Origin of the sequence: Agarivorans sp. JK6 (assembly GCF_045277145.1) — a bacterium.
Lineage (GTDB): Bacteria > Pseudomonadota > Gammaproteobacteria > Enterobacterales > Celerinatantimonadaceae > Agarivorans > Agarivorans albus.
The window spans coordinates 3,818,885-3,833,336 of the sequence record NZ_CP113525.1 but is presented as its reverse complement, the minus strand read 5'-3'; the positions used below and the strand labels follow the sequence as shown (position 1 = coordinate 3,833,336).

The window sequence follows — 14,452 nt, the reverse complement described above, 5'->3', positions numbered from 1 at the left end:
AAAAAGGCCTTGGTATGACTACCAAGGCAAAGTGCTAACAATTGTCAAAAGGAATTAAAAAAGATTACTGGTAGTTCAGGTAAATGGTTTTCTTCTGCAAGTATCCCTCCAAGCCGTATTTCCCATCTTCGCCGCCGATACCACTGCGTTTAAAGCCTGTATGGAAGCCATTTAACAGCTCACCATTAGGGCGATTAACATAGATTTCGCCGACCTCTAACTCGTTAACAACTTGCATTATTTTGCGCATGTCGTTGGTATATACGTAGCCAGACAAACCTAAGTCGATGTCGTTGGCATACTGTAATGCTTGCTCCAGGCTATCAATTGGCATTGCAGCTACAACTGGGCCAAACACTTCTTGTTTCATGATGTCCATTTGGTTGTTTACATCGGTAACCACGGTAGGTTCAAACCAGTAACCATTGGCAAACTCTTCGCCACTTGGTTTACCACCACCACAAGCGATGGTTGCACCTTCGGCCTTGGCTTTGCTGATCATCTCAACCAGTTTTTCTACTTCGCGAGCATTAACTTTAGGGCCAACATTAGTGCTAGCTAACATTGGGTCGCCTATCTTAAGTTGCTTCACTTTAGCGATGAACTTATCCATAAACTCTGCGTAAATCGCTTTGTGGATATACATGCGCTCGTTAGACGTACAAATTTGGCCGCAGTTGCCAAAGCCTGAGTTAACCGCGATCTCAACAACCTCGTCGATGTTGGCGTCATCTAACACGATAAACGGCGCTTTGCCGCCAAGCTCTAGGTTTAGTGCTGTGATGTTCTCTGATGCAGAGCGGTATAAAATAGAACCCACTTCCGAGCTGCCGGTTAGAGTCACAAGCTTAGTAATAGGGTTGCGCACTAGCTCGTCGCCTACCTCACCACCTAAACCTGAAACAATATTTACGACGCCTTTAGGGAAACCTACTTTAGCGATTAGTTTTGAGAACTCTAATACCGTGAGCGGAGTGTCTGCTGGTGGCATTACTACCATGGTATTGCCGGTGACTAAGGCGTTACCTAGTTTGCGTGCCGCTAGTGCTAGCGGGTAGTTCCAAGCTAGCAGGCCCACGGTTACGCCAAAAGGCACACGTTGGATCCAAATCTGCTCATCTTGATTTTCGCTGGTTACTATCTCGCCCTCGATGCGGCGAGCTGATTCAGCAGCGTAACGCAAAAATCCAACAGAACCGGCTACTTCGCCACGTGCATCGCTTAGCAGTTTGCCTTGTTCTTGGGTAATCATTTCAGCGTAACGCTCAGCGTCTGCTTCTAGTTCGTCTGCTAGTGCTGCTACTAGTTCTGCACGTTTTTGTGCCGGTAATTTAGCCCAGTCTTTTTGAGCCGCTTCTGATGAGCGTAAAGCATTAGCTGCTTCTTCACGGCTCGCTTGCGGAGCATAGCCAACCAACTGTTCGTTACTTGGATTTACAACTTCAATGGTGTTGCCGGTAGCTGATTCTAACCATTCACCATTGATAAACATTTTGTGAGTAACTGTGCTCATCTAACTTCCTTTAGATTCCCAGTGGAGATAAAACTAATTTGGTAAACCAATTTGTGCATTCTACGCCATAAAGGTTGACCTTTAAAGTGATGAGGTTCACAAGTTATTCTGTCAATTTTGTAGAAATTCATTTGGTAAATGAATATTTTCTAAATTTCATGTATTTAAGGCGTGATTTATTATTAGTCGTACAATTTAGATCAAAATGAGACATCGGTAGTTGTGGTTGACTACCGATACGCGCTAAAAGGCGTTACTATTCAGGCTTCGGTCTAGAACTTACTTGAATTGATTTACCAAAAGTTAGATAGTTTCTATATTTCCCCAAAGGTTAAATGACATTATGGCTAAGATGGATACCAAGCGGCGCTACTATGATATTGGCGTGCAAATCGAGGAATTGTTGTTTTCAGGCGTGTTTAAAGCGGGTGAACGACTGCCATCAGAGCGAGAGCTAAGTGAACGATTTGAAACCAGCCGTGCAACTATCCGAGAAGCTGTAATTATGCTTGAGTTGAAAGGCTTGGTCGTGGTTCGCCAAGGTGCTGGTATTTACTTCATTGATTCTCCTGAAAAAGTTAACAAGCGTACTATATTGCCAAAAAGTGATGTAGGACCTTTTGAGTTGCTCCAGGCGCGCCAGATTATCGAAAGCAGCATTGCCGGATTTGCCGCCACTCAAATTAAGTTTAACGAGCTACGTGAACTTAAAAAGGTACTGCAACTGCAAGAGAGTGAGATAAATGGCGACAGCGAGAAGTTTGAAGCACTGGATCAGCAATTCCATAGCTTAATTGCTGAGTCGACTCAAAACCGAGTGCTGATTAACCAAGCGGTTGACATGTGGAGCACGGTACGTACCACCAACCCGCTGTGGAATGAGCTTAATCATCAGTTTTTACACGAAGAGCGTTTACAGTCGATGTGGATTAATGACCACAAGCGCATTTTGTTAGCCTTGCAAAAACGCTCTCCAGAAGATGCTAAGCAGGCAGTGTGGCAACATATCGAGAACAGTAAGCAAGAGTTACTTAAGATAGCTAGCTCTGACAATAGCGATACTGATTTAGACGATTACTTCTTCGCAATGGAATTTGATAGCAACTTTACCGAAAGCCATTAATTACAATTGTTATAAGAAAAAGCCGCTAAATGAACATTTAGCGGCTTTTTTATTTGGTTTTAACAGCTAAACGTTATGCACTAGGTGCGTTACTGCCTACCGGGTTATCTGATACTTCTGCGCTGGTGGTTGGCTGGTTGCGCTTATTTACCAACGTATCTTCAATTTCCTCAATGGTTTTATTCTTAGTCTCTGGCAACAGTGGCCACAGCAGTAATAGGCCTATTAAGCCAAACACTGAGTACATTAAGAAGGTATTTGCTGCACCTAGGTTGGCTAGCTGCCAAGGGAAAAACTGCTGGATTAAGTAACTGGCAACACTGGTGACCAATGCAAACAATGGGATCGCAACGCTTCGTACCGAGTTAGGGAAAATCTCCGAAAACAGTACCCACATAATTGGCCCAATAGAAATGTGGAAAGCCGCGATAAAGGCCAAAATGCCCACTAAAATAACAATTGGGTTCACTGAAATAGCGGCTTCAATAATATGCCCTTCGCTTAGCCGCAGCGTATCGGCATCATAGTTAGTGGCTAGCATTTCCTTAAAGCTAACATCATCAGCATATTGGCTATTTAGCTGCGCTTTAAGTGGAGTAGTATCGATTACCTCTTCTAGTTTATCGATGGTTTGTTGATTAATGCTGTAGCTGGCGTTGCTAAAGCCGTACCAACAAGTTGCATGGCTTAGTACTACCGCTAATAGCCCAAAGATAAGCAGTGGTTTTCGGCCGACTTTATCAATGAAGAAAACAGCTAATACCGTGAATACCACACTCGTTATGCCAATGTAGATAGCTTGTTGGAACGAGGCATTTAAGCCAAAACCAATTTGTTCGAACACAGTGGGAGCATAAAACAGAATCGCGTTCATACCGGTAATGCCTTGTACAACCGCCATGATAAAACCAATCGCAAAAATGGTTTTCATTGGCGACGAGAACAACAGCTTAAGTTGTTCGGTAATGCTACTGGTGTCCTGATGTTCTTTTAGGTTCTGCTCAATCTCAGCCTGTACTTCTTCGGCGCGTTGCTCTGGCAATAGTTTTAGCAGTACTTCTTTAGCTTGTTCCTGTTTGTTTTTCATCATTAACCAGCGAGGGGATTCTGGCACTCGGCAAAGTAAGATCACCCAAAGCACCGCTGGAATAAGCTCCGAAGCTAACATGGTTCGCCACACGGTATCGGGGGCAAACAATAAGGAGTTCTCGCTTACATGCAGCACTAAATAGTAGTTAATGAAGTAAGCCGCTAATAAGCCAATCACGATGTTAAATTGATTTGCCGAGACGAGTTTGCCACGTTGTTTAGCTGGGGCTATTTCACCAATGTACATAGAGGCTAAAGAAAGCGAGCTAAAGGCTAGTCCGCCAATAAAGCGCGCCATGGTTAACATCATAAAGCTAGTTGCTAGAGCTGACAGCAAGGCTGAGACAACGTAAAGACCAGCAATGATTATGAGGGTTTTTTTACGGCCCAAGGCGTCGGCAGTTTTGCCGGCGACTAGCAAGGCCAAAATTGCACCTAAACTTGGCGCGCCTACTACAGTGCCAATTTGCAAATCAGTGAGGGAAAACTCCGACGCGATAAAGCGCACTGTGCCGGAAATAATGGCGGCATCTAAGCCAAATACAAAGCCGCCAATAGCCACAATTAACGCATACTTGTAAGCATTCCATGTTTTTATGTCCATCTTTGTTCCTCTTAGAAGGTTATTTTCGGAAGTTATTTAAGCATGTTTGGTTAGCCAATTTGTCGATCAAGATCGACATTGGTTGATCTTTTGTGTGTATTGGTTATCAATTGTGGTGTTTTATTGATTTTTTTGTTGTTAGTAGGGGAACAGAACAGAGCAGATCAGAAGAGAGTAAGCACTGAAGCGGGGGGAGCTATAAAACAAGTATAAAAAAACACCGCGCTAGGACGGTGTTTAAAGAAGGGGCGATTTACACTTCGAAAGGTTTAATCTTATCCCAGTCAAACTCGACACCCACGCCTGGGGTATCTGGTGCTACAGCACGATGATCTTTAACCACCAATGGACGCTTGGTGTATTCATCAATTGGGAAGCTATGTACTTCTAACCAGCCAGAATTTGGCTGAGAAGACACTAAGCTCACATGTAATTCTTGCATGCCATGAGAACATGCCGGAATGCCATGTTGGTCGGCTAAGCGGGCGGCTTTAAGCCAGCCAGTAATACCGCCACAGTTTGAAGCATCGGGTTGCACAAAAGAAAGTTTGGCGCGCTCAAAGGCATATTCAAATTCGTGAATGGTATGTAGGTTTTCACCCATAGCCAAAGGAATAGAAGTGGCATCGGCAATTTTGCCGTAACCTAGGTAGTCATCCGGAATGGTTGGCTCTTCAAACCAGGTAATATCGTATTGCTCTACGGCTTTAGATAAAGCAATGGCTTGCTCAACACTTAATGAGTAGTTGGCATCGATCATAAAGGTAACGTCTTTACCAATTAGCTCGCGCACCGCTTTAATACGAGCAATATCTTCATTGGCATCGGCGCGACCAATTTTGATTTTAACTGCGTTGTAGCCCTTATCTAAGTAACCTTGAATATTGGCCAATAGTTTTTCGGTGGTAAATTGTAAATCGATACCGCCGCAATACGCTTTACAGCTAGAGTTTTTAGCACCAGCCATTTTCCATAAAGGTTGATTTAAACGCTTACCTTTTAGATCCCAAAGGGCAATATCTACCGAAGATATGGCAAAAGAAGCGATACCACCACGGCCTACATAGTGAATATGCCACTCCATAAAGTCGTAAATTTCGTCGATTTGGCTGGCATCTTTACCGATAAGAGCTGGTGCTAAGTCGTGCTCAACCATTGCTTTAATGGCATAGCCGCCTTTACCGCCAGTATAGGTATAACCGGTACCTTCACTGCCATCTTCTAAAGTAATGGTGGTGGTCACTAACTCAAAGTGGTCGTGATCGCCGTGTTTGGCGTCCGATAAAATCTCCGCTAAAGGAATTTTAAACAAACGCGCTGTAACTGATTTAATTGCTGTATTCATGTTTGTTCTCTTACTCGGCAAGTTGCGCCACAATGTCTTTCACTAATTGACCGATGGTATCCCATTCGCCCTTATTAATAAGTGATTTATCTACCATCCAAGTGCCACCACAGGCTAAAACGCCGGGTAATGCCAAGTATTTTTCAATGTTGTTTTGATTGATGCCACCAGTAGGCATTACTTGAATGTTGGTATATGGACCAAGTAATGACTTAAGCATGGCAATGCCGCCAGAGGCTTCTGCTGGGAAGAACTTCACTGTGTCTAAACCTAGCTCTAGTGCTTGCTCTACCGTTGACGGATTATTAACGCCAGGAATAATAACAATGTTGTGCTTCTGACAGGCTTTAACGGTATTTGGGTTTAAACCTGGAGAAACAATAAAGCTAGCACCGGCCTCTTTAGCGGCTATTACTTGTTCTTCGTTTAAGATGGTTCCTGCACCAATTAGCATATCTGGCTGTGCTTCGCGAAGTAGGCGAATTGCCTCTGCTGCCGCGTCTGAGCGGAAAGTGATTTCGGCAACTGGCAAACCATTTTTACTTAACTGTTCGCCTAGTGGCACGATGTCGCTGGCTTTATCGATAGCAATTACTGGAATTACTTTAAATTGCTTCAGCAGAGAGTTTAAATTTTCCATGTTTTTGTCCGTAATATTAAAAGTAAAATTAACTAAGGCCGATACGTTGCTCTACTTGAGCAAGAGTAGGTAGCGGCGCTACAGCGCCATAGCCAGTGATGGTGATAGAAGCAGTAGCATTAGCGTATTTAAGGCATTCTTGTAGTTCTGCGCCGCGTACATAATGGGTACAGAATGAACCGGCAAATGAGTCACCCGCGGCTGTTGCGTCTACAGCGTTTACCTTGTGGGGTTTGATGCTAAATCGCTCGTGTTGGTTAGCCACTGTTGCGCCTTCAGAGCCCTGTTTTAGCACAACAATTTTGGCGCCTAACTGTAAGTAATGATCGATGATTTCATCGGCATGTGTAAGGCCGGTAAGCAGTTGTGCTTCATCAATGCTAGGGAAGCAAATGTCTACTTGGCTAATGGTTTCATTGATGATGGCTTTGGCACGATTAAGCGACCACAGTTTTAAGCGTAGGTTAGTATCGTAAGAGACCAAGGTATCGGTTTTACGCGCCAGCTCAATGGCGGCAAAAACTGCGTCACAGCTGGTGTCACTAATGGCTTGGGTAATTGCAGTAGTATGTAGCAGTTTAGCATTGGCTATCGCTTCAACAGGAAGTTGCTGCTTACTAATAAGGCTGGCTGCAGAGCCTTTTCTTAGGAATGAAAAGTGATGCCCTTCTTCATTATGAGTAATAAAATAGACGCCCGTGTGTGCACTCGCGTTACTTACTACTAAATCACTTGCTACAGATTCACGTTTCCACAGCGCTCTAAATTGCTCACCAAATTCGTCGTCCCCTAAATGGGTGATCATGCCTACGTTGGCGCCTTGACGTGCTGCTGCAATGGCGAAGTTAGAAACATCGCCACCAAAGCCGCTTAAAAAATCTGGCTCCATGGCTTTAGACTGCTTTATTTGGCTGAATTCATACATGGGTTCGCCAAAACTTAATATCTCGCTAAACATGACCTGTCCTATTTGATTGAATTAATAAGAAGGGTTAATCCCTTAATGATGTTGATGGTATGGGATGAATTTATTTTGGTCAACCAAAATGGTTTTTAGAGCCTCAACATGGATAAATTAAATCCAATCTTAACGGTCGTGTTTCAAGTTGTTGTTTTTATTGTGTTTTATGTCTTTTTGTTGATTGTTTTTATTGATCTTAAACAATATTGGACTGCTATTTACTGTATTATTGTTAGCCATTCATGCCGTATTGGTTTACCATTTTGTGATTATAGTCACGGCTATCTAACCGCTTTGTCGGTATAAATGCCGTATTGGTTGAACAATTGGGTGAGTGAATGGCAGCAAGTAATCAAATAAGCCAGTGTAAAGATCGGTTTAATGAAGCAACAACATACGACAGGGAACAGTTAAGCACTAAGATTGTTCACATAGGTTTTGGCGCGTTTCATCGCGGCCACCAAGCGGTATACAACGATTTAACTAACCAAGCATCTGGCGAGTTATGGGGCATTTGTGAAATTAACATGTTTGGTAGCGAAGACTTAGTTGCCAACTTAGTTGCTCAAGACTGTTTGTTTAGTGTTGTTGAAAAATCTAAAGACACTACGACTTCTCGCTTAGTTCGTACCGTTACCGAAGCTATTCATACGCCTGTAAGTGGTATTGCAACGGCCATTGCTAAAATAGCCGAACCACAAGTAGCGATAGTCTCGCTAACCATTACCGAAAAAGGTTACTGCGTTGACCCACAATCGGGTGAGCTTGATGAAGCAAACGCACTAATTAAACACGACTTAGCAAATCCGCAGCAGCCGCAATCAGCCTTAGGTTTAATTACCGAAGCGTTGCGAATTCGTCGTGACAATGGCTTAGCGCCAATTAGCGTATTGTCTTGTGACAACATTCCTGAAAATGGTCACCTAACCAAGAATGCTTTGTTGTCTTACGCTCGTAAGTTAGATAAAGAGCTGGCCAGCTGGATTGAGCAGAATGTTAGCTTCCCTAGCACTATGGTTGACCGAATTTGTCCAGCTATGACAGCTGAAGCCTTTGCCGCGATTGAAGCTGAAGTTGGTTATGCCGACCCGTGTGGCGTGGTGTGTGAAGATTTCCGTCAATGGGTAGTAGAAGACAACTTTGTAGCTGGTCGCCCAGATTGGGATTTAGCCGGTGCAATGTTTGTTGCTGATGTATTGCCTTACGAAGAAATGAAACTGCGCATGTTAAATGGTAGTCACTCTTTCTTAGCATATAACGGCGCGCTTGCAGGATACGAGTACATATACCAATGCATGCAAGATCCTGCGTTTAAAGCGGCAACGCTAAAACTGATGACTCAAGAGCAAGCTAAGTCATTAAGCCCAAGCCTTAACGTTGATTTACCAGAATACGCCGATCTATTGATAGCGCGTTTTAGTAACGCCAACGTAAAACACAAAACTGCACAGATCGCGATGGACGGCTCTCAAAAGCTTCCACAACGCGCGGTTGATCCCTTATTACACCTACAAAACGCCGGCTTAAAAGTCACTTGTTTGCCAATTCTTATTGCAGGTTGGATGCATTCAGTTATTCGCGCTGTAAAAGCGGGTGAGCAAATTGTTGACCCATTAGCCGACGAGTTTAAACAGATTGTAGAAAGCAACGGCGAAGCGCTAGACCAAGCGAAAGCCTTGTTAGCAATTAACAAAATATTTGGAACGCTTGCTAAAGATAACGCCAAGTTTAGCCAACAGGTGGTATCAGCATTTGCCTCTATCGAAGAATACGGCATTGAGTCAGTTGTAGACTCCATTGCAGCGAATTAGGAAATATCAATGAAAACATTAGTTTGTAACGAACCATTCTCAATTGAGTATGTAGAGCGAGAGAAACCGTCTTTTGCCGAAAACGAAGTACTACTGAAAGTTAAAGCAGTAGGTATTTGTGGCACCGACATTCATGCCTTTGCTGGCCGTCAGCCATTTTTTAGCTACCCGCGGGTACTTGGCCACGAAATTAGTGGTGTAGTTGAAGCCACCGGCAGTGCTTGTAGCACCGCTAAAGTGGGCGAGCGTTTCTCGGTTATTCCGTGTATTCCTTGTGGCGAATGTTCTGCTTGTGCAGAAGGTAAAACCAACTGCTGTGAGAATGTTTCTTTATATGGCGTACACCAAGATGGCGGCTTTACAGAGTACCTAAGCGTACTTGAAAGCAACCTAGTTAAATTGCCAGAAACCGTTAGCGATAGCCAAGGTGCATTAATCGAATGTTTCGCTATTAGTGCTCATGCGGTGCGTCGCGCCGAAGTTAAAGCTGGCCAACGAGTGCTGCAAGTTGGTGCTGGCCCAATCGGTTTAGCGGCAGCTGCTATTGCTAAAGCCAATGGCGCAGAAGTGGTAGTTGCAGACGTAAGTGATGAGCGCCGCGCACATGTAGAAAAAGCCTTGGGCATTAAAACCTTAAATCCTCTTGCTGAAAATTATGTTGATGACTTAAAAGCAGCCTTTGGCGGCAACTTGGCATGCACCTTATTAGACGCTACTGGGAACAAAGGCTCTATGAGCCGCAGTGTTGAGCTAATTCGCCATGGCGGCAAGATTGTATTCATCGGTTTGTACATCGGTGACTTGGTGCTAGACGACCCAACATTCCACAAAAAAGAAACCACATTATTAAGCAGTCGCAACGCCACTCGTGAAGATTTTGAGCGCGTGATTGAGTTAATGAGCAAAGGCGAAATCGACGAGAACATCATGAAAAACCGTGATTATGACTTTGACACAGTTGGTCTTTCTTACCAACAAGATGTAGTGAACAACGCAACGCTGATTAAGGGCGTTATTAATTTTTAGTCGCGCAGGTAAATATGACAACAGTACACGTAAAGGAAGCCGAGTTAAAAGGACTTGCGCTTAACAAACTTATTGCCGCTGGCCTTGATGAAAACACGGCCAAGGAAGTAACCGAAGTATTAATACACGCGGATGCTACCGGTGTTCATTCACACGGTGTTATGCGCGTAGAGCATTACTGTGAGCGTTTAGCCAAGGGGGGCTTAAACGCTAAAGCAACATTTTCAGTAGAGCAAGTATCGCCTTCGGTAGCGGTATTAGACTCTGATGACGGCATGGGCCACTCGGCGCTTATTGCTGCCACCAAACACGGCATAAACCTAGCTTCTGATACCGGCTTAGGTTTTGTAAGTGTCAAGAATACCTCGCATTGTGGGGCGCTTTCATACTTCATGGAGCAAGCCACAAATGCGGGTATGATTGCCATTGGTATGACTCAAACCGATACCTGTGTAGCACCCCATGGTGGCGCAGCAAAGTTTTTGGGAACCAACCCAATTGCCTTTGGTTTTCCGGTTGAAGGCTCAACGCCAATGATTATTGACATGGCTACCAGTGCAACCGCATACGGCAAGTTACTGCACGCCAAAGAAACCGGTAAGTCTATTGGCAAAGGTTTAGCTATTGATGCAGAGGGTAACGAAACCACCGATCCGCATAAAGTGGCTAATTTACTGCCCTTTGGTGGACATAAAGGTTCAGGCATTGCGTTAGCGATTGATGCGCTAACGGGCATTTTGATGGGCGCTAATTTCGGTAACCACATTGTGAAAATGTATGGTGACTACGAAAAAATGCGTAAGTTGGCGAGCTTAGTGATAGTGATTGATCCTAAGAAACTCGGTAACCCTATGTTTGCAGTAATGATGGCTGCAATGGTGAAAGAACTACACGAAGTTCCACCGGTTCCGGGTGTTGATAAAGTGCTTGCGCCAAATGACCTTCAAGTGGCTTATCGTGCCGAGTGCGACCTTAATGGCATTCCGGTTGCGCAAGGTGTTTACGACTACCTAGTGAGCTAAGTGTTTTAAAAAAGGTAGCAATATGGTGTCGCTCTGTGTTGCTACTAGCCTAGGTGCTCTCCTGCAATGGTTCCGCGGGCACCTAGGTTTCTCCTCTTTTTATCTGTGACTAGCCCTTAGTTACGGCGCCTTTCTTATTGGTATTACTTATTGTTTTTAATGACTTTTTTATTGGTATTGAGTTTTCCAAATATCGCTTTGGCTCACATTAGAACTTGAATTGGTGTGCTAATTTTGTAATCTGGTTATCCAATATTGCTTAGTGGTTGTCCAAATATTGGTTTTGGTTATCCTTTTAAGGGAGGAAATATTGTGTTGTTTAAAAAGAGCAACTTAGCAATCCTAGTATCAGTTGTATTAGCTGGGGTATCTACATCAAACGTCATTGCAGATGACACTAAGCAGTCTAGTGAAAATGCAGCCACTTCGGGTGATATGACCAGCGCGGCAACGCCGCTTGATTTCACCGAGCCAGCAGTATTAGAAAAAATTACCAATAGTCATAGTCAGTTCTCGGTGCTTAAGAAAACCGCAGAGCAAAGTAAAGATGGCTTAAAGATGAATTTTGATGCGATCTCTGAAGCCGAGGCGCAATCTAAATGGCCAAACGTAAAAATCCACTCTAAGGCAGGCCCTTGGGATTGGAATACCAAAGGCGGCTTAAAGGTAGCCCTAGAAAATCCAGGCAGTGAAGACGTTCGCATCGAAATGAAAGTGAGCGATAACATTGGCATTATGGGGTCGGCCGACAACCAAGTTGATTTACCAATTATTTTGCCAGCGGGCAAAACTACCACCGTAGACTTTTTGTTTAACGGTACACAAATGAATATCGACGGCTACCGCGGTGGTGCTAAGTTAAACCTAAAAAGCATTGCCGAAATCCAATTCTATTCAGTGGGGCCTATTGCTGCGCAAGAAGTGGTAATTCGTGACATTAACTTTATTGAACGTACCGGTGATTTTGTAAAATCGGAAGCGCGTGAAGCGGAAGTTATTGCTGCACCCATTCCAACTCTTTTAGCGTTGTCTGATTTTGATGATGGCTCAAAAGGCATTGTTAGCAAAACTCATGGCACAACCATCACCTCAGTAAAGCGTGATGAGGGTAAAGGCCTTAAAATTGATTACTCCGCAGACGCGTCTTACCCCAGCGTAACTTTTAGTGCCGATAAACCTTGGAACTGGTCAGAATACGGTGACTTTACCTTAGCCCTTGATATTGAAAATATTGGTGATGCCGGCGCACAACTGTTTATTCGCGTAGACGATGACGTAAATGAGAAGCAAGGGGGTAGCGCAAATGGTGTTATCCATAGTCGTACTGGTTATGTTCAGTTGCCAGCAGGCGAAGCGGGTACTTACTACTTCACTTTAGAAGAGCTAGCTAAAACGCTTGATTCTGGAATGCGAGGCGAGCCACCGAAGAAGTCTTATCAGGCGCAAGCAATCAACTTTGGTTGGGGTGAGCAGAAGCTAGATCTAAGCAATATTGTTAGCTTCCAACTCTATATGCAAGATCTGCAAAAAGACCTGAGTTTAGTTATCGACAACATTCGCTTAGTGCCTAACTTGAGCGCCGATACCAGCCGCTATGAAGGTTTGCTGGATGAATTTGGTCAGTTTACCAATGAAGACTGGGCAGAAAAAATTCACTCAGCTGAAGAGCTGCAGGCGCATGCAAAAGCCGATGTTAAGTTGATTGATTCGGCCAAACCTATGGACGACCGTACGCCATATGGTGGTTGGAAAAATGGACCTAAACTAGAAGCGACGGGTTACTTTAGAACTGAGAAAGTAGATGGGAAATGGTCTTTAGTTGACCCAAGCGGTTACCTGTATTTTGCCACAGGTTTAGACAACATTCGCATGGATGATACCTACACCACCACCGGCGTTGGCTTTACCGATTTGGTGTTGTCGGAAGATCTTAGCTTGCGTCCTAGCCAGATTTCTCAAGACAGCTATGTAGATAATCAAGATGCTCGTTCAGTGGCTTCGCAGTTACGTAACAGCATGTTTACTTGGTTACCTAGCTATCAAGATGCCTTGGCGCAAAACTATCAATATTCCACCATGATTCACACCGGCCCGCTTGAGCATGGCGAGGTTTATAGCTTTTACAGTGCTAACTTGCAGCGTAAATATGCGCCTGACTCTCGCGATGAAGCGATTGCGGTTTGGCGCGACGTAACGCTGGCTCGTATGTTGGATTGGGGTTTTACCTCGTTAGGTAACTGGGCCGATCCAAGTTTTTACGGTAATCAAAAAGTTGCGTACGTAGCAAACGGTTGGATTGTGGGCGATCACCAACGCATTAATACCGGTAACGATTACTGGGGGCCAATGCACGATCCTTACGACCCAGAATTTGTAGAGTCGGTGAAAACTATGGCTAAGCAAGTTGCCGCAGAAGTAGAGCAAGACCCTTGGTGTATAGGCACCTTTGTGGATAACGAAATGAGCTGGGGTAACACCGAGTTTGACGCTAACCACTATGCCTTAGCGATTGCCGCTTTACGTGCTGATGCTAAAGATAGCTTTGCTAAAGCTGCGTTTGTTGGCTTGTTAGAAGCGAAATATGCGCAAGATATCCAGGCGCTGAACAAGGCATGGGGAAGTGAACTTAAATCATGGGATGAACTGGCTAAAGGCTATGTGCATCAAGGTGATTTGAACGACGCTCTTAAAGCCGATTACAGCATGTTCTTGGCTGACCACTCTGATCGTTACTTTGCGATTGTACAGCAACAGATGAAGCAGGTATTACCTAACCATCTTTACCTAGGTGCGCGTTTTACCGAGTGGGGGATCACTCCTGAAGCTGCGAATAGTGCTGCCCAATATGTAGATGTAATGAGCTACAACCTCTACGGCAACGACATGTCGAAGGGCGATTGGAGCCACCTTGCTGAGTTGGATATGCCAAGCATTATTGGTGAGTTCCACTTTGGTGCTACCGACAGCGGTATGTTCCACCCTGGTCTAGTGGCTGCCGATACCCAACAAGGGCGTGCCGAGAAGTATGCCCACTATATGGATAGTGTTATTGCTAATCCTTACTTTGTTGGTGCGCATTGGTTCCAGTACCTAGATTCGCCAACTACTGGTCGAGCTTGGGACGGAGAAAACTACAACAATGGTTTTGTCACTGTAGCTGACTCGCCCTATGAAAAACTGGTAGCAGGAGCAGCAGAAGTTAACCGTAAGCTGTATCCACAGCGTTACCCAGAGCTGGTGAAGTAGGCTCTGCTTATAGCCAAAAGACGAGCCTAGCTCGTCTTTTGTTTTATCTAAATCACTATAAAAATCATTACA

General features: G+C 44.4%; 10 protein-coding genes. 5 read left to right on the top strand and 5 right to left on the bottom strand.

The features are described from left to right. Positions 1-64: 64 nt before the first annotated feature. Positions 65-1,513 carry an aldehyde dehydrogenase gene (gene aldA / locus OV592_RS17640; protein ID WP_152780398.1) on the bottom strand — a complete coding sequence of 483 codons (1,449 nt, stop codon included), beginning with the start codon at positions 1,511-1,513 and terminating at the stop codon, positions 65-67. A 343-nt stretch (positions 1,514-1,856) separates the two neighbouring features. Between aldA and OV592_RS17635 the strand changes: the two genes are divergently transcribed. Continuing rightward, a complete protein-coding gene (locus tag OV592_RS17635; RefSeq protein WP_016403226.1) occupies positions 1,857-2,636 on the top strand; it encodes an FCD domain-containing protein in 780 nt (259 codons plus the stop codon). A 73-nt stretch (positions 2,637-2,709) separates the two neighbouring features. Here OV592_RS17635 and OV592_RS17630 read toward each other — a convergent pair whose 3' ends face one another. The 4 genes from OV592_RS17630 to OV592_RS17615 form a co-directional block, all read right to left on the bottom strand. Further along, complete coding sequence (locus OV592_RS17630; RefSeq protein ID WP_256471410.1) at positions 2,710-4,365, bottom strand: sugar porter family MFS transporter; 1,656 nt, start codon at positions 4,363-4,365, stop codon at positions 2,710-2,712. A 217-nt stretch (positions 4,366-4,582) separates the two neighbouring features. Then, positions 4,583-5,674: a mandelate racemase/muconate lactonizing enzyme family protein gene (locus OV592_RS17625; RefSeq protein WP_221074714.1), complete on the bottom strand. Its 1,092-nt coding sequence runs from the start codon at positions 5,672-5,674 to the stop codon at positions 4,583-4,585. 10 nt (positions 5,675-5,684) lie between these two features. After that, complete coding sequence (locus tag OV592_RS17620) at positions 5,685-6,314, bottom strand: bifunctional 4-hydroxy-2-oxoglutarate aldolase/2-dehydro-3-deoxy-phosphogluconate aldolase (protein ID WP_406609506.1); 630 nt, start codon at positions 6,312-6,314, stop codon at positions 5,685-5,687. A gap of 28 nt (positions 6,315-6,342) precedes the next feature. Continuing rightward, complete coding sequence (locus tag OV592_RS17615) at positions 6,343-7,272, bottom strand: sugar kinase (protein WP_406609505.1); 930 nt, start codon at positions 7,270-7,272, stop codon at positions 6,343-6,345. A 341-nt stretch (positions 7,273-7,613) separates the two neighbouring features. On the opposite strand from OV592_RS17615, the gene OV592_RS17610 reads away from it, so the two are divergent. The 4 genes from OV592_RS17610 (at position 7,614) to OV592_RS17595 (ending at position 14,380) form a co-directional block, all read left to right on the top strand. Further along, on the top strand, positions 7,614-9,086 hold the full coding sequence (locus tag OV592_RS17610) for a mannitol dehydrogenase family protein (RefSeq protein ID WP_016403221.1): 1,473 nt from the start codon (positions 7,614-7,616) through the stop codon (positions 9,084-9,086). 9 nt (positions 9,087-9,095) lie between these two features. Beyond that, positions 9,096-10,112: a zinc-binding alcohol dehydrogenase family protein gene (locus OV592_RS17605; RefSeq protein WP_221074711.1), complete on the top strand. Its 1,017-nt coding sequence runs from the start codon at positions 9,096-9,098 to the stop codon at positions 10,110-10,112. Between the two features lie 14 nt (positions 10,113-10,126). Beyond that, positions 10,127-11,134: an Ldh family oxidoreductase gene (locus OV592_RS17600; RefSeq protein WP_016403219.1), complete on the top strand. Its 1,008-nt coding sequence runs from the start codon at positions 10,127-10,129 to the stop codon at positions 11,132-11,134. 312 nt (positions 11,135-11,446) lie between these two features. Further along, positions 11,447-14,380 carry a beta-galactosidase gene (locus OV592_RS17595; RefSeq protein ID WP_406609504.1) on the top strand — a complete coding sequence of 978 codons (2,934 nt, stop codon included), beginning with the start codon at positions 11,447-11,449 and terminating at the stop codon, positions 14,378-14,380. The last annotated feature ends 72 nt before the right edge of the window (positions 14,381-14,452 follow it).

Excerpts from the sequence above, each read along its gene's own strand:
- aldA (WP_152780398.1), bottom strand. The coding sequence starts at position 1,513 with ATGAGCACAGTTACTCACAAAATGTTTATCAATGGTGAATGGTTAGAA.
- OV592_RS17635 (WP_016403226.1), top strand. The coding sequence starts at position 1,857 with ATGGCTAAGATGGATACCAAGCGGCGCTACTATGATATTGGCGTGCAA.
- OV592_RS17625 (WP_221074714.1), bottom strand. The coding sequence starts at position 5,674 with ATGAATACAGCAATTAAATCAGTTACAGCGCGTTTGTTTAAAATTCCT.
- OV592_RS17620 (WP_406609506.1), bottom strand. The coding sequence starts at position 6,314 with ATGGAAAATTTAAACTCTCTGCTGAAGCAATTTAAAGTAATTCCAGTA.
- OV592_RS17615 (WP_406609505.1), bottom strand. The coding sequence starts at position 7,272 with ATGTTTAGCGAGATATTAAGTTTTGGCGAACCCATGTATGAATTCAGC.
- OV592_RS17610 (WP_016403221.1), top strand. The coding sequence starts at position 7,614 with ATGGCAGCAAGTAATCAAATAAGCCAGTGTAAAGATCGGTTTAATGAA.
- OV592_RS17605 (WP_221074711.1), top strand. The coding sequence starts at position 9,096 with ATGAAAACATTAGTTTGTAACGAACCATTCTCAATTGAGTATGTAGAG.
- OV592_RS17600 (WP_016403219.1), top strand. The coding sequence starts at position 10,127 with ATGACAACAGTACACGTAAAGGAAGCCGAGTTAAAAGGACTTGCGCTT.